General features: G+C 72.0%; 15 protein-coding genes and 1 other RNA gene. 13 read left to right on the forward strand and 3 right to left on the reverse strand.

The window, feature by feature from the left end; translation table 11 throughout:
* The first annotated feature begins 59 nt into the window (after positions 1-59).
* The 11 genes from Q9R26_RS15010 (at position 60) to Q9R26_RS15060 (ending at position 10,661) form a co-directional block, all read left to right on the forward strand.
* A complete protein-coding gene (locus tag Q9R26_RS15010; RefSeq protein WP_311227716.1) occupies positions 60-743 on the forward strand; it encodes a biliverdin-producing heme oxygenase in 684 nt (227 codons plus the stop codon).
* A gap of 213 nt (positions 744-956) precedes the next feature.
* Positions 957-3,614, forward strand: a complete 2,658-nt coding sequence (locus tag Q9R26_RS15015) for a phosphoenolpyruvate carboxylase (protein ID WP_182066971.1) — start codon at positions 957-959, stop codon at positions 3,612-3,614.
* 240 nt (positions 3,615-3,854) lie between these two features.
* Entirely contained in the window at positions 3,855-4,028 is a 174-nt protein-coding gene (locus tag Q9R26_RS15020; protein WP_311227717.1) for a hypothetical protein, read from the forward strand.
* A gap of 10 nt (positions 4,029-4,038) precedes the next feature.
* A complete protein-coding gene (locus Q9R26_RS15025; protein ID WP_311227718.1) occupies positions 4,039-5,247 on the forward strand; it encodes a multidrug effflux MFS transporter in 1,209 nt (402 codons plus the stop codon).
* Between the two features lie 59 nt (positions 5,248-5,306).
* Positions 5,307-5,642 (forward strand): STAS domain-containing protein, encoded by a 336-nt coding sequence (locus Q9R26_RS15030; RefSeq protein WP_017886068.1) that lies wholly within the window; start codon positions 5,307-5,309, stop codon positions 5,640-5,642.
* Positions 5,642-6,055: an ATP-binding protein gene (locus tag Q9R26_RS15035; RefSeq protein WP_247737825.1), complete on the forward strand. Its 414-nt coding sequence runs from the start codon at positions 5,642-5,644 to the stop codon at positions 6,053-6,055. Before Q9R26_RS15030 ends, Q9R26_RS15035 begins: the two co-directional genes overlap by 1 nt.
* 124 nt (positions 6,056-6,179) lie before the next feature.
* Entirely contained in the window at positions 6,180-7,163 is a 984-nt protein-coding gene (locus Q9R26_RS15040) for an AraC family transcriptional regulator (RefSeq protein ID WP_182066969.1), read from the forward strand.
* 61 nt (positions 7,164-7,224) lie between these two features.
* Positions 7,225-7,836: an alpha/beta fold hydrolase gene (locus Q9R26_RS15045; protein ID WP_311227719.1), complete on the forward strand. Its 612-nt coding sequence runs from the start codon at positions 7,225-7,227 to the stop codon at positions 7,834-7,836.
* Between the two features lie 107 nt (positions 7,837-7,943).
* Entirely contained in the window at positions 7,944-9,029 is a 1,086-nt protein-coding gene (locus tag Q9R26_RS15050) for a hypothetical protein (protein ID WP_311227720.1), read from the forward strand.
* A gap of 49 nt (positions 9,030-9,078) precedes the next feature.
* A complete protein-coding gene (locus Q9R26_RS15055) occupies positions 9,079-9,924 on the forward strand; it encodes a Nif3-like dinuclear metal center hexameric protein (protein ID WP_311227721.1) in 846 nt (281 codons plus the stop codon).
* A gap of 2 nt (positions 9,925-9,926) precedes the next feature.
* Positions 9,927-10,661, forward strand: a complete 735-nt coding sequence (locus tag Q9R26_RS15060) for a hypothetical protein (protein ID WP_311227722.1) — start codon at positions 9,927-9,929, stop codon at positions 10,659-10,661.
* A 226-nt stretch (positions 10,662-10,887) separates the two neighbouring features.
* On the opposite strand, the gene rnpB is transcribed toward Q9R26_RS15060, so the two are convergent.
* The 3 genes from rnpB to map form a co-directional block, all read right to left on the reverse strand.
* Positions 10,888-11,248: RNase P RNA component class A (gene rnpB, locus Q9R26_RS15065), an RNA gene on the reverse strand.
* A gap of 141 nt (positions 11,249-11,389) precedes the next feature.
* Complete coding sequence (gene ppgK / locus Q9R26_RS15070) at positions 11,390-12,139, reverse strand: polyphosphate--glucose phosphotransferase (RefSeq protein WP_027465446.1); 750 nt, start codon at positions 12,137-12,139, stop codon at positions 11,390-11,392.
* Between the two features lie 41 nt (positions 12,140-12,180).
* Positions 12,181-13,044, reverse strand: a complete 864-nt coding sequence (map, locus tag Q9R26_RS15075) for a type I methionyl aminopeptidase (protein WP_182067036.1) — start codon at positions 13,042-13,044, stop codon at positions 12,181-12,183.
* Between the two features lie 148 nt (positions 13,045-13,192).
* Between map and Q9R26_RS15080 the strand changes: the two genes are divergently transcribed.
* Together Q9R26_RS15080 and glnA are read left to right on the forward strand one after the other, a co-directional pair.
* Entirely contained in the window at positions 13,193-13,372 is a 180-nt protein-coding gene (locus Q9R26_RS15080) for an SPOR domain-containing protein (protein ID WP_111023013.1), read from the forward strand.
* A gap of 114 nt (positions 13,373-13,486) precedes the next feature.
* Positions 13,487-14,824, forward strand: coding sequence for a type I glutamate--ammonia ligase (gene glnA / locus Q9R26_RS15085; protein WP_027465449.1), 1,338 nt, complete (start codon positions 13,487-13,489; stop codon positions 14,822-14,824).
* Positions 14,825-14,830 lie beyond the last annotated feature (6 nt).

Consider the following 14,830-nt stretch of genomic DNA (forward strand, 5'->3'; position numbering starts at 1 on the left):
TCGGCGCCACCTGGGTGATCCCTGCTTGACGCGCGCATCACTAAGGTTAGCCTTACCTCATGGACTCGACCGTCATCCCGTTCTCCGAGCTGCTGCGGCGTCGCACGCGGCGCTCGCACGGTGCCTCGGCCACGAGCGGCTTCATGCAGGACCTGCTCGGCGGCGACTGCGACGTCGCCGACTACGCGGACCTGCTCGGACAGTACGCCTTCGTGTACGACGCGCTCGAGCGGGCGGCGGAACGCATGGCCGACCACCCCGTGGCGGCACCGTTCGTCACCGCGCAGCTCACCCGGATGCCGGCGATCCGTGCCGACCTCGAGTACCTGATCGGCCCGGACTGGTCCGAGCTGGTGTGCCCGCTGCCCGCGACGACCGCGTACGTGCGACGCCTCAACGAGGTCGCGGCGGAGTGGCCCGGCGGCTTCGTGGCGCATCATTACACGCGGTACCTCGGCGACGTGTCCGGCGGGCACGTGATCGGCCAGGTGCTGGCAGAGCGGTTCGGGTTCGACACGAACGGCGTCCTCTTCTACATCTTCGACCAGGTCGCCGACCCGAGCGACTTCGAGCACACCTACCGGGCCCAGCTCGACGCCGCGCCCTGGACGGCCGGGGAGCAGGAGCGGGTGATCGCCGAGGTCGAGCTCGCCTACGAGCTGAACCGGGGGCTGCTCGCCGGCCTCGATGCCCGCCGTGCGCCGTTCCGTCAGGAACCGGACAGCGCCTCCGTGCCCGCCTGACCCCGCGCCAGGCAGTACCCGGAGCGGGGCCGCGTGTGGGACCGCGCGGACCCGGCCCCGCGTGGACCCCGCCCCGCGTCCGTCCGGACCCCGCCCCGCGTCCGTCCGGACCCTGCCCCGCGTCCGTCCGGACGGTCGACGTCACGTGCCTCCCGGTGCCGATACGCTGCTGGGACCCGGGACCAGCCTCCCGGACGACCCGGAAAGGACTCCATGACGGCGATCGACGGATCTGCACGCCACGAGCGCGCGCGGGACGACGTCAGCGGTGCGGTCGACAGCGACCTGCGCGCCGACGTCCGGTACCTCGGCAACCTCCTCGGCCGGGTGCTGCGGGAGAACGGGGGCGACGAACTGCTCCACGACGTGGAGTCGTTGCGCGCCGCCGTGATCGACGCCTACGAGGGCGACCACGCCGAGGGCGCAGCGCGTGCCCAGGCGATCGTCTCGGGCATGTCGGCCGAACGCGCCGAGGCCGTGGCGCAGGCGTTCACCACCTACTTCCACCTCACCAACCTGGCCGAGGAGCACCACCGTGTGCGGGTCCTCCGCCAGCGTGGTGACGACGGCGGCGTGGCCGGCGACTCGTTCCCCGCCACCTACGCCGAGCTCGTCGCCGAGGTCGGCGAGGCCGAGGCCGCCGAGCGCCTCCGCACCCTGCGGTTCCACCCGGTGCTGACGGCCCACCCGACCGAGGCCCGCCGCCGCGCGGTCACCACGGGTGTCCGCCGCATCACGGACCTCATCGACGAGCGCGACCGCGCCCGGAACGCGACGGCCCGCGCCGAGAACGAGCGCCGCCTGCTCGAGGAGATCACGACCCTCCTGCGCACCTCGCCGCTCCGGACCACCCGGCCGACCCCGCTCGACGAGGTCCGCACCGCGATGAGCGTGTTCGACCAGACCCTGTTCGAGATCGTCCCGCAGGTCTACCGCCTGCTCGACGACCGGCTGCAGGGCGACGACGCCGGTCGTGCATCCGTGATCGCGCCCGCGTTCGTGCGGTTCGGCACCTGGATCGGCGGCGACCGCGACGGCAACCCGCACGTCACGGCCGACGTCACCCGTCAGGCCGCCGAGATCGCGGCGGAGCACATCCTGCTCGGCCTCGCCCGTGCGACCACCCGCATCGGCAGCGCCCTGACCCTCGACGCCAGTGACACCCCCGCGGACGCCGGACTCACCGCCCTCGTGGCCGCGCAGGAGTCCCTCGACCCGGGCATCGCCGAGCGCATCGGCGTCCGCGCACCGAACGAGACCCACCGTCGTGCGCTCCTGTTCGTGGCCGCGCGCATCGACGCCACCCGGACCGGCACCACGCCGCTCGCCTACGACGGCCCCGAGGCGCTGCTGGCCGACCTCCGCACCATCCAGACGTCGCTCATCGCTTCCGGTGCCGTCCGCCCGGCGAACGGCGAACTGCAGAACCTCGTCTGGCAGGTCGAGACCTTCGGCTTCCACCTGGCCGAACTCGAGGTCCGCCAGCACTCCCAGGTGCACCGCACGGCCCTCGCCGAGATCCGCGCCGGTGGCGAACTGAGCGAGACCACCGAAGAGGTCCTCGCCGTCTTCCGCACGATCGCCGGGCTGCAGTCCCGCTACGGCGTCCGCGCGGCGAACCGGTACATCGTGTCCTTCACGCAGTCGCCGGCGGACCTGGCGAACGTGCACGAACTCGCGGTCGCCGCACTCGGGTCCGCCGAGGCCGCGCCGGTGCTCGACGTCATCCCCCTGTTCGAGACCTTCGCCGACCTGCACGCCAGTGTCGACATCCTCGACGAGGCCGTGCGCACCGAGGCGTTCCAGCGACGCCTCGCCGCAACCGGCCGTCGGCTCGAGGTCATGCTCGGGTACTCGGACTCGTCGAAGGACGTCGGCCCGGTGTCCGCGAACCTGGCGCTGTACGACGCGCAGGCCCGCATCGCCGACTGGGCCCGCGACAACGACATCGAACTGACCCTGTTCCACGGCCGGGGCGGTTCGCTCGGCCGGGGTGGCGGACCCGCCAACGAGGCCGTCCTCGCGCAGCCGCCGGGGTCGATCGACGGCCGACTCAAGCTCACCGAGCAGGGCGAGGTCATCTTCGCCCAGTACGGCGACCAGGACATCGCCGCACGGCACCTCGAGCAGATGGCCTCGGCGACGCTGTTCGCGTCGTCGCCGTCGAACGAGGCGCGCACCGCGGCCGCGGCCGCCCGGTTCGCCGACCTCGCACAGCAGCTCGACGACGTCTCACGCGTCGCCTTCTACGACCTGGTCAAGGCCGACGGCTTCGCGCCCTGGTTCGCCCGGGTCACCCCGATGGAGGAGATCGGCCTGCTGCCCCTCGGCTCCCGCCCGGCCCGACGTGGCCTGTCGGTGGAGTCGCTCGAGGACCTCCGTGCCATCCCGTGGGTGTTCTCGTGGACGCAGGCGCGCATCAACCTCGCCGGTTGGTACGGGCTCGGCTCTGCGCTCGAGGCCGTCGGTGACGTGGACGTGCTCCGCGCCGCCTACGCCGAGTGGCCGCTCTTCGCCGCGATGATCAAGAACGTCGAGATGTCGCTCGCGAAGACCGACGAGCACATCGCCCGCCGGTACCTCGAGCTCGCCGACCGTGACGACCTCGCCGCGAAGGTGCTCGACGAGATGGCCCGCACCCGCGACTGGGTGCTCCGCGTCTCCGGCGGCAGCGACGTGCTCGAGGACCGACCCGTCCTCGCCCGCGCCGTGCGCCTGCGCAGCCCGTACGTCGACGCCCTGTCGCACCTGCAGCTCCGGGCGCTGCGCGCCATCCGCACGTCCGGCAGCACGGATCCGACGGACGCCGACCACCGGCTCCTGCTGCTCACCGTCAACGGGATCGCCGCCGGCCTGCAGAACACGGGCTGACGCCCCCACCCGACGGACGGGAGGCCCGGTGCCAGCTGGCACCGGGCCTCCCGTCCGTCCGCGCGCACGTCTCGTGCTGCACCGCCCAGCGGTCACGATGCGTCGGCGGCGCCTCGCGCCGTCGGTCGGCCTGAGCGGTCGGGACACGTCGGGCGGCCCCGGCCGAGTGGTCACGAAGCGTCGGCTGCGCCGTCGCCGGGCGACGGAACGCGACCACTCGGTGGACGTGAGCGGGTTGTCGTGACCGCTCGCGGCGCCGGACAGGAGGCCCGTGACGGGCCCGCACCGGGCTTCCCGTCCGTCCGCGCGCACGTCGCCCGCCGCGCTTCGGCAGCAGGAACGGTCGCGTCCGGCACCGCGAACCGACCGTTCCTGCTCACGAAGTGCTCGTCGAATCGATTCGGGGACGCGTAGCGTGTCCGAGGTGACGACGGAGCGCAGGACGGGACCGACGACGACCGTGCTGCCCCCGATCGTGCCGCTGGCGCTCATCGTCGGGGTCTCGCCGTTCGCGACCGACATGTACATCCCCGCGCTCCCGGCCATCGCGCGCGACCTCGGCACCACGCCCGGCGCGGTGCAGCTCTCGCTCACGGCGTTCCTCGTGGCCTTCGCGGTCGGCCAGCTGCTCGTCGGACCGGTGAGTGACGGGATCGGTCGTCGGCCGATGCTCGTCGTCGGGACCGCCCTGTTCGCCCTCGCGTCGGTCGGCTGCGCGCTCGCCCCCGACGTCGTGACGCTGGTGGTGGCCCGCGTCGCCCAGGGACTCGCCGGAGCCGCGGGTGCCGTGGCCGGCCGGGCGATGGTGTCCGACGTGACGAGCGGCACCCGGATGGCGAAGGTGTTCGGCACGCTCGCGGCCATCAACGCGATCGGACCCGTGGTGGCACCGCTGGCCGGGGGAGCGGTGCTGACGGTCGGCACGTGGCGGCTCATGTTCGTCGTGCTGGCCGCGCTCGGTGCGGTGTTCTTCGTGGCCGTGGTGCTGCGGTTCCGCGAGACCCTGCCGCGGGAGCGACGCGGCGGCGTCGGGTTCGCGGCCAACGGGCAGCGGATCCGCGAGCTCCTGGCGATCCCGCGGTTCCGGGCCTACGTGCTGAGCGGCGTGCTGTCGACGGTGGGGTTCTTCGCCTACATCGCGACGAGCTCGTTCGTGTTCCAGTCGGAGTACGGCTTCTCCGAAGGGATGTACACCCTGGTCTTCGCCACGAACGCGTCGATGATGATCGTCACGACGGTGCTGTTCGGTCGGCTCGTCGGACGGTTCACAGAGGACGCTCTGCTGTCCCTCGGCCTGGCCGTCGGGACGGTCGGAGCCACGGCCGTGCTCGTGTCGGCGATCCTGGGGCTCGGGCCGGTGCCGGTGTGGTGCGCGCTCGCGGTCGTGACGGCCGCGTGGGGCTTCGTGCTGCCGGCGGCGATGACCCGCACGCAGCACGTCGGCTCGGCGCACCCGGGCACCGCGGCCGCGCTGCAGGGCGGGCTCACCTTCGGCATCGGCGGTCTCGGCACCCCGCTCGCCGGCGCCCTCGGTGGCACCGCACTGGCGATGGGCGGGGTGATGGCAGTGCTGATGGCCGCAGCCGTCGTGGTGCAGGTGACGGCGACGCGGCGAAACCGGTCACACAACTGAGGGTCGGAGCCGGTAGGTTGCTGGTTGCAAGGCGCACCGATCTGAGGAGACCCACCGAGATGGACATCGTCGTACACGAGGCGGAGACCGACACCGCCGTCCTGGAGTGCAGCGGCCGGCTCAACATGGTCTCCGCGCCCACGTTCCGCGAGACCGTCGCCCAGATCGTCGGCAACGGGCGATCGCGGCTCGTGGTCGAGCTCTCCGGGGTGGAGTTCATGGACTCCTCCGGCCTCGGCGCCCTGGTCGGCAGCCTGAAGACCGCGCGGCAGGCCGGCGGCGACCTCCGCATCGCGGCACCGTCGGAACAGGTGCAGATGGTGCTCAAGCTCTCCAACATCGACAAGATCCTGCGGACGTACCCCGACGGGGACGCCGCGGTGACCGACTGGTGATGACCGCCCCCGTCGCCGAGCACATGCTCGCACTGGCGTGCCCCCCGGACGACGTGTCCGCGGTGCACGACTTCCTCGCGGGCGTGTGGCAGGACGAGCCGTCCGTCTCCGCCGAGGACCGCATGGCCCTCGAGCTCGCCCTCGTCGAACTCACCTCGAACGTCATCGAGCACGGCGCGCGTGCGGACGGCGTCTCCTGCGAGCTCCGGCTCGAGATCGGCGACGAGCGCTTCCAGGCGCTCCTGTCGGACGACGGCGTCGCCGCGACGGTGGACCCCGATGCCGCCGTGCTGCCCGACGACTTCGCCGAGGGCGGTCGCGGACTCGCACTCGTCCGCATGGTCGTCGACGACCTCCGGTACGAGCGCGTGGCGGACCGGAACCGGTGGACCGTGCTGCGGGACCGGCACTGAGCACGACCGGTCCGGCAAGGCGCTGCGGTGCCCGTGATCCGTCCGGCGAACTCGACGAGCCGGAATCCGCAATGCGGCTCGGTCGATTGCTGCGCATCACGGACACTGTGTGACGATCTGCGCGATGAGTGCTGAGCCCGATCCCCGGATGCGGTTCGAGACGTCCGGGACCACGCTCGACGCGGCCGTGCGGCTCTACGAAGAAGCCTACGAGAGCACCGGGTTCTCGGCGTCCCGCACCGATCGTCCGTTCGGGTACCGGTTCCAGGTCGTGGGCGACGACACGATGACGTTCCGATCCACTCGGTTCGACGGACGGATGCAGGGCGAGGTCGAGGTCCCCGACGAGTACGTCGTGATGTGGACCTCGGACGGCGGCGGACGCGTGGACGTCGGTCGGCAGGAGGTCGACCTCGCGCCCGGCACGCCCCGGGTGTTCCCGACGCGTCGCCCCTTCGTGTTCGATCTCCAGGAGGTCCGACAGAGCCTCGTCCAGTTCGACCGCACGTACCTGGAGCGCGTCGCCGCCGAGGTGCACGGGACCCGGACCGGGCCCCTCGTCTTCGACCACACCGCAGCACCCCGACCGGAGGACCTGCGCGCCTGGAACGCGCAGGTGCAGCGTGCGGCAGCGATCGTGCTCGGTCCGGCACCGCTCACCGAGCTGGCCCTCGCCGAGACGGTGCGCGAGACCGCCCTGGCGTTCCTCGACACGTTCCCGCACGAGACGATCGCCCCCGACGTCGCACTGCCCCAGGGAGCCACGGGGCGCGTCCGCGAGGCCGTGGAGTTCATGCACGCGTTCGCCCACACGCCGATCACGACCACGGACGTCGCGGCGCACGTCGGCCTGAGCGTGCGGGGCCTCCAGCAGGCGTTCCAGCGGCAGGTCGGCACCGCGCCGAACGCCCTGCTGCGGGGGATCCGACTGGACCGCGTGCACGAGGAGCTCCGGCGCGCGTCGGCGGGAGACCTGACGGTGGCGAGCGTGGCGCTGCGCTGGGGCTTCGCGCACCTCGGTCGGTTCTCGGCGGCGTACGCATCCCGCTTCGGGCAGTACCCGCGCGACACACTGCAGCAGCCCCGAGGCGCGGTCCCGCAGCCCTGACCGGGCGGGAGGTCGGCGTCACACCCGGGATCGGTGCGACGCGGTTCGCTACGCTGCCCCGGTGAGCAGACCGCGACCGTGGGTGATCGTCCCGGGCATCTGGAACTCGGGCCCGGACCACTGGCAGTCCGTCTGGGAGCGGGAGCAGCAGGACGAGCACGACGAGCGCGATCGGCGCGACCACCGGCAGCACGCCGCCGTCCGCATCGCCCCCACCTCGTGGAGCGACCCGGATCCCGACGACTGGCGCGCCGCGATCTCGACGGCCGTGGCCTCGTGCGCGGAGCCCCCGGTCCTCGTCGCCCACAGCCTCGGCGTCCTGGCCGTCGCCGACTGGCTCGCCACCACGGCGCATGCTCCCGCGCTCGTCGCCGGTGCCTTCCTCGTCGCCCCGCCCGACCCGCTCGGTGACTCGTTCCCGGACGAGGCACGGGGCTTCGTGACACCGCGCCAGGCGCCCCCGGCCCAGCGGGTCCCGACGCGCCTCGTCGTGAGCGACGACGACCCGTACTGCAGCGCGGACCGGGCCCTCCTGTTCGCCGAAGCGATGGGCGCAGAGGTCGTCCGTGTCGGTGCCCTCGGGCACGTGAACGTCGCCAGTGGTGTCGGTGCCTGGCCCGCGGGACGGGAACTGCTGCGGGTGTTCGAGGACGGCCTCCGCCCACATCGGTGATCACGGGGCGCGACACGCCGCTCAATTCCGCTCCGATATGGCAGGCGGTGCAGCGACACTCCGGCGATGTCCCGCGTTCCTGCCCGCGCGATATTTATGCTTCGGACATGGAGACCCAGTCCGGCGCACGCACCCCGCTCGTGGACCCGTTCGGCCGCGAGCTCGAGGAGTGGCTCCGCGACGCACCAGCGACCCGTGCCCCGTACGTGCCGGACCTCGTCGTCCCGCCCGTCACCGGTCCGGTGCAGCGTCCCGGCCATGCCGCGATCACCGCCGACGACGCGCCCGCGACTGCCGCCGTCTCCGCCGACGTGACCGCCGCCGCGACGACCGCTCCCGCGCACGTCGCCAGCCCGGCACCCGCCGACGAGACGACCCGGTCGGCGCCCGTCGCGGCTCCGGCGTTCCGCCGCGATCGCGCCCGCCACGCCGCCGTCTGCGCCCCGTCGTTCCCGGAGCCGCCGGAGCGTCTGGCCCTGCGCATCGAGGACCTCGCCGTCGAGGTGTCGTCGTCCACGGGCCGCAGCACCATCGAGCGCATCGTGCTGCTCGAGGCCGAGGTCCGCCGCCGTGACGAGGACCTGGCGCGGCTCGCCGCGTGGGAGGCCACCGTTGCCGACTCCGACGACCCCGAGGTGACCGCCGCCCGCGCCTTCGCCCACACCGTCTTCGCCGACCTGCTCACCGACGCCGCCGCCGAGGCGGACCGACGTGACCGCGCCGCAGCCCGCCGCGCAGCGGCCGCGCCCGTGGCGCCCGTCACCCGGCCGGCGTCCGTGCCGAGCCGCACAGCACGGAACGTCCCCGCAGCAGCGCAGGCACCCGCACCGGAAGCCGCGCCGGTGGTGGAACTCGTCACCCCGGAACGCGACGAACCCGTCCGGCCGGTGCTGGGCCTCCCCGCCGTGTCCCCGGTGTCGGCGGCCACGCGACCGACCCCGCTCGTCCTGCCCGCCACCGGGCCGACGGTCATCGACCGTGCGGCGTTCGCCGCCGCGCTCACCGCGCACCAGGGCGTCACCGCCAGCACGCCGGTCGTCCTGCCGGACGCCGTCGCCGCACCGGTCGTCCCCGCCCCCGTCGCGGACGCGGCAGAAGCCGACACCGACACCGACACGTCGGCAGAGCCGGCCCCGGCCGGCTGGTGGTCGCGACTCGTCGACCGGCTGCTCGGCCTGCTCGGTCGTCGCTGACGGCTCGCGGGTGCCCCGTGCGGGGCGGTCGCCTCGGTACACTGACGGGATGCCGACGCTCCGCGAACTCCAGGCCGTGATCGAGGACCTGTGGCCCGCCGCCGGTGCCGAGTCGTGGGACTCCGTCGGGCTCGTCGCTGGGGACCCGGACGCAACTGTCGAGCACGTGCACCTCGCCGTCGACGCGGTCCCGGCCACCGCCCGTGAAGCCGTCGAACTCGGCGCCGGGCTCCTGCTCACGCACCATCCGCTGCTGCTCCGCGGGGTGACGACGATCGCGGAATCGACCTACAAGGGCAGCGTCCTCGCGACCCTCGTGCGTGGCAGCAGCGCCCTGCTCGCGGCGCACACCAACGCCGACGTCGTGACGACCGGCACCTCGGCCGTCCTCGCCGACCGCCTCGGGCTCACCGAGCAGCGACCGCTCGACGCCGCAGCCGACCCCGACACGGGTATCGGCCGAGTCGGGATGCTGCCCGAGGGGACGACCCTCGGCGCCCTCGCCCGGAAGCTCGTCGACCTGTTGCCGCCCACCGCGACCGGCGTCCGCGTCTCCGGTGACTTCGACCAGCACGTCCGCACCGTGGCGCTCTGCGCGGGTGCGGGCGACTCGCTGCTCGGCCATCCCGCCGTGCTCGACGCCGACGTGTACATCACGAGCGACCTGCGGCACCACCCGGCCTCGGAGTTCCGCGAGCAGGCGCTGCTCGGCGGCGGGCCGGCGCTCATCGACACTTCGCACTGGGCCACCGAGTGGCTCTGGCTCGACGTCGCCGCAGAGCAGCTGCGCACCCGGGCCGGGGTCCGCGTCAGCGTGAGCGACCTCCGCACCGACCCGTGGGACTTCGCCGTCCTGCCGGCCGCCGAACCCACCACCCCCACAGAAGGAGCCTGACCATGAAGGCAGCACCCGAGGACCAGGTCATCCTCCTCGACGTCCAGCGTCTCGACAACGACGTCACCCGCATCGCGCACCGCATCACGTCGTTGCAGAAGGGCGACCAGCTGACCGAGCTGAGCAAGCAGGCCGCGGCGCTCCGGAGCGAACTCGTCGCCGCCACCGGCGAGGTCGAGGACGCCGAGCGCGACCTCGCACGCCTGGAGTCCGACACCGCTGTGGCGCAGGCGCGCGTCGAACGCGACACCACGATGCTGCAGAACGTCGCCAACGCGAAGGACGCGGCCGGACTGCAGAGTGAGCTCGACTCGCTGCAGCGGCGCATCGGCGGCCTCGAGACCGCCGAACTCGAGATCATGGAGAACCTCGACGGACTCCGCGCCCGGGTCGGTGACATCGAGGCGAAGCTCGCCGACGTCGAGGCCGCTCGCGGTGGTCTGGTCGCCGAGCGCGACACCGAGATCGCCCGACTCACCGCCGACCGCGAGTCCGCCGAGCAGGCCCGCGCCGACGTCGCCGCCAAGGTGCCGGCCGAGCTGCTCGCCCTGTACGACCGGCAGCGTGCGCGGTACGGCTTCGGTGCCTCGCTGCTGCAGGGCGGCGTGTCGACGGCGTCCGGCGTGGCGCTCAACAACTCCGACCTGCAGACCATCCGGCGGGCTGCGCCCGACGACGTGGTGCTGTGCCCCGACAGCGACGCGATCCTGGTGCGGACGGCCGAGTCCGGGCTGTAGACGCGAGCGACGTCCGGACAGGAGGCGCGGTGCCCGACGGCACCGCGCCTCCTGTTCGTTCGTGGGCTGGTCGCAACGCGTCGCGCGCGTGGCGCCGAGCGGTCACGAAGTGTCGGCTGCGGACGTGCTGGCCGACGGTCGGTGACCACTCGGCGAACCTGAGCGGGGAGTCGTGACCGCGGGCGCCGAGCGCCCCGGTGCGAGCCAACGTGGCGAGGAGAAGGGGCGAATGGGCCGGCCGTACGCCGGGTTCTGTCCCGCCGCTTGCACGGCGGTGACGGCCATCTCTCTCGGACCGACGTTGCCGTCGGCCTCCAGCGGTCTACCCGAGGACTCGGCGAGCAGCCTCAACGTCCTCTGTCTGACCTTGCTCCGGGCGAGGTTTACCGAGCGGATCCGGTCACCCGGACCCCTGGTGGTCTCTTACACCACCGTTTCACCCTTACCGACGTTGCCGCCGGCGGTCTGCTTTCTGTGGCACTGTCTCGCGGATTGCTCCGGGTGGGTGTTACCCACCGCCCTGCTCTGTGGAGCCCGGACGTTCCTCGGCGCTCCCGGGGGAGCGACGCGACCGTCTCACCGACCCATTCGCTGGAGCGAGTCTACCCGGCTGCGCGGTGCCCGCTGCGAGGGGAGCCCCTCGCCAGGCGTACCTGATGAGAACGGGCGTCCCTGGTCAGAAGTTCCGACCAGGGACGCCCGATTCGACCAGGTACGCCCGACCAGCGCTAGACGCTGCGCGCTGCCAGGGTCGCGGCGCCGATGATGCCGGCGTTGTTGCGGAGCGTCGCGGGGATGATGTCGGCCTGCAGGTCGAGCAGCGGGAGGAACTCCTCGTACTGCTTCGAGACCCCGCCGCCGACGACGAAGAGCTCGGGGGAGAGCAGCGCCTCGAGCGTCGAGTAGTACTTCTGCAGGCGCTTCGCCCAGTGCTTCCAGGACAGGTCGTCGCGCTCCTTGGCGGCGAACGAGGCGCGCGACTCGGCGTCGTGCCCCTCGATCTCCAGGTGCCCGAGCTCCGAGTTGACGATGAGCACACCGTCGTTGATGAGCGCGGTGCCGATGCCGGTGCCGAGCGTCGTCACGATGACCAGGCCGTCCTTGCCCTTGGCCGCACCGAACTGCTGCTCGGCGAACCCGGCGGCGTCGGCGTCGTTGACGAAGTGGATGGAGCGGCCGAGTTCCTTCTCGAACAGCGCCTCGGCCTCGAAGCCGATCCACTTCTTCGACACGTTCGCGGCGGACATCGTCTTGCCGTCCCGCACGATCGCCGGGAAACAGACCCCGACGGGGACGTCGTCACCGGGCGCGAGCTCACCGATGATCTCCTTGACCACCGCCGTGATGTCCTGGGGCTTCCCGCCCTCGGGCGTGGCCTTCTTGATGCGGTCCGTGGTGAGGGCGCCGGACGCGACGTCGACGATCGCGCCCTTGATGCCCGTACCACCGATGTCGACGCCGACTGCGAGGGAGGTCATGAGGTTGTCGTGCCTTTCGGTTGCCTGCCGGAGGTGTCCGGTCAGGAGACGGTGAGGAGCTCCGCGCCGCGTTCGGTGACGACGAGGGTGTGCTCGAACTGCGCGGTCCACGACTTGTCACGGGTCGAGACCGTCCAGTCGTCGGACCAGATGTCGGCGTCGATGCCGCCGAGCGTGAGCATGGGTTCGATGGTGAACACCATGCCGGGTTCGATCACCGTGTCGTACTGCGGTGCGTCGTAGTGGGGGATGATCAGGCCGGAGTGGAACGCCCGACCGACGCCGTGTCCGGTGTAGTCGCGGACGACGCCGTAGCCGAAGCGCTTCGCGTACGCCTCGATGGCGCGACCGATCACGTTGACCTGCCGCCCCGGTGCGACGGCCTTGATGCCGCGGCGCAGTGCCTCTTCGGTGCGGGTGACCAGGTCCGACACCTCGGGCGCGGCGTGTCCGACGACGAAGGTGCGGTTCGTGTCGCCGTGCATGCCGTCCTTGTAGGCGGTGATGTCGATGTTGACGAGGTCGCCCTCCTGCAGGACGGTGTCGTCGGGGATGCCGTGGCAGATGACCTCGTTGAGGCTCGAGCACAGCGACTTCGGGTAGCCGCGGTAGCCGAGGGTGGAGGGGTAGGCGCCGTGCGCGACGACGAACTCGTGCCCGATCCGGTCCAGCTCGTCGGTGGTCACACCCGGGCGGATGGCCTCGCCGACGGCGTCGATGGCCTGCGACGCGATGCGTCCGGCGACCCGGATGCGCTCGACCTCGTCCGGTGTGTAGGTGTCACCGAGACCGTGCTCGTGGGGCTCGACCTTCCCGACGTACTCCGGACGCTCGATGTCCTTCGGCACGGCGCGGTGCGGGGAGATGCGGCCGGCGGTCAGGTGTCCGTGTTCGTCCCGGGGCATGCGGACCACTCTAGCCGCGGCGCGACGCGCCGAACGCAACCGCCCAGGGCGCGGCCCGACGCCGGTGATGTGACTGCCTGGAGGCCCGGTGCCGGTCCGCCGGACCGGCACCGGGCCTCCAGGCGGTTGCGTGAGTACGGTGGGCGGCATGAGCGAAGAACGCATCGAGTCCCAGTGGTGGTTCAACGACAAGACCGGCCAGGTCGAGCAGGGCCCGCAGTCGCCGCAGCGCGACCGGATCGGCCCGTTCGCGACGCGCGAGGAGGCGCAGCACGCGCTCGACCGCATCGCCGCGAACAACGAGAAGTGGGACGCCGAGGACCGCTGAACACCGTGGCCGGCGCCCCGGTGACGGCGCGTCGCACGGCCCCGCGCACACCGCCGGACCACTAGCCTGGGACGAGGCCCGCCAGCGGCCACCCGATACACGGAAAGGTCGTGCATGGACAAGCAGACGGACTTCGTGCTCCGCACCATCGAGGAGCGCGGCATCAAGTTCATCCGACTCTGGTTCACGGACGTCATCGGGACGCTGAAGTCGGTGGCGATCGCCCCGGCCGAGGTCGAGGGCGCGTTCGCCGAGGGCATCGGGTTCGACGGCTCCGCGATCGAGGGCCTCACCCGTTCGTACGAGGCCGACGTCCTGGCGCACCCGGACCCCTCGACGTTCCAGATCCTGCCGTGGCGCGGCGAGATCGACCCCACCGCGCGGATGTTCTGCGACATCACGACACCGGACGGGCAGCCCGCCGTGGCGGACCCCCGCAACGTGCTGAAGCGCACCCTGGCGCGGGCGAGCGACCGTGGGTTCACGTTCTACACGCACCCCGAGATCGAGTTCTACCTGCTGAAGAGCCGCGAGTGGAAGGACGGCGGCCCGCAGCCCGTCGACCAGGCCGGCTACTTCGACAACGTCCCCGGCGGCAGCGCGCACGACTTCCGCCGCCGGTCGGTCCGGATGCTCGAGGACCTCGGCATCTCGGTCGAGTTCTCGCACCACGAGGCCGGCCCCGGGCAGAACGAGATCGACCTCCGCTACGCCGACGCGTTGACGATGGCGGACAACATCATGACCTTCCGCACCGTCGTGAAGGAGGTGGCGATCGAGCAGGGCGTCTACGCGACCTTCATGCCGAAGCCGATCTCGGGCCAGCCCGGTTCCGGCATGCACACCCACGTCTCGCTGTTCGAGGGCGACCAGAACGCCTTCTACGAGGCCGGCGGCCAGTACCAGCTGTCGCAGACGGCCAAGCACTTCATCGCCGGCGTGCTCAAGCACGCGCCGGAGATCACCGCGGTGACGAACCAGTTCGTCAACTCGTACAAGCGGCTCTGGGGCGGCGACGAGGCCCCGTCCTTCGTCACCTGGGGCCACAACAACCGCTCGGCACTGGTGCGCGTGCCGCTCTACAAGCCGAACAAGGGCCAGTCCTCACGGATCGAGTACCGCGGGATCGACTCGGCAGCGAACCCCTACCTGGCGTACTCGCTGCTGCTCGCCGCCGGCCTCAAGGGCATCGAGGAAGAGTACGAACTCCCCGCCGAGGCCGAGGACAACGTGTGGAGCCTCAGCGACTCGGAGCGTCGTGCCCTGGGCTACAGCCAGCTGCCCGCGAGCCTCGACCACGCCCTGAGCCTCATGGAGGACTCGGAGCTGGTGGCCGAGACCCTCGGCGAGCAGGTGTTCAACTTCGTGCTGCTCAACAAGCGGCAGGAGTGGAAGCGCTACCGCGACCAGGTCACCCCGTTCGAGCTCGACACCAACCTCGGCGCGCTCTAGAACCGA

This window comes from Curtobacterium sp. BRB10 (assembly GCF_031844325.1).
GTDB lineage: Bacteria > Actinomycetota > Actinomycetes > Actinomycetales > Microbacteriaceae > Curtobacterium > Curtobacterium poinsettiae_A.

Bases quoted from the DNA above. Each gene is read 5' to 3' on its own strand.
- ppgK (WP_027465446.1), bottom strand. From the start codon at position 12,139: ATGACCTCCCTCGCAGTCGGCGTCGACATCGGTGGTACGGGCATCAAG.
- Q9R26_RS15080 (WP_111023013.1), top strand. From the start codon at position 13,193: ATGAGCGAAGAACGCATCGAGTCCCAGTGGTGGTTCAACGACAAGACC.
- Q9R26_RS15035 (WP_247737825.1), top strand. From the start codon at position 5,642: ATGACCGCCCCCGTCGCCGAGCACATGCTCGCACTGGCGTGCCCCCCG.
- Q9R26_RS15015 (WP_182066971.1), top strand. From the start codon at position 957: ATGACGGCGATCGACGGATCTGCACGCCACGAGCGCGCGCGGGACGAC.
- Q9R26_RS15040 (WP_182066969.1), top strand. From the start codon at position 6,180: ATGAGTGCTGAGCCCGATCCCCGGATGCGGTTCGAGACGTCCGGGACC.
- map (WP_182067036.1), bottom strand. From the start codon at position 13,044: ATGCCCCGGGACGAACACGGACACCTGACCGCCGGCCGCATCTCCCCG.
- Q9R26_RS15030 (WP_017886068.1), top strand. From the start codon at position 5,307: ATGGACATCGTCGTACACGAGGCGGAGACCGACACCGCCGTCCTGGAG.
- Q9R26_RS15010 (WP_311227716.1), top strand. From the start codon at position 60: ATGGACTCGACCGTCATCCCGTTCTCCGAGCTGCTGCGGCGTCGCACG.
- Q9R26_RS15055 (WP_311227721.1), top strand. From the start codon at position 9,079: ATGCCGACGCTCCGCGAACTCCAGGCCGTGATCGAGGACCTGTGGCCC.
- glnA (WP_027465449.1), top strand. From the start codon at position 13,487: ATGGACAAGCAGACGGACTTCGTGCTCCGCACCATCGAGGAGCGCGGC.
- Q9R26_RS15060 (WP_311227722.1), top strand. From the start codon at position 9,927: ATGAAGGCAGCACCCGAGGACCAGGTCATCCTCCTCGACGTCCAGCGT.
- Q9R26_RS15050 (WP_311227720.1), top strand. From the start codon at position 7,944: ATGGAGACCCAGTCCGGCGCACGCACCCCGCTCGTGGACCCGTTCGGC.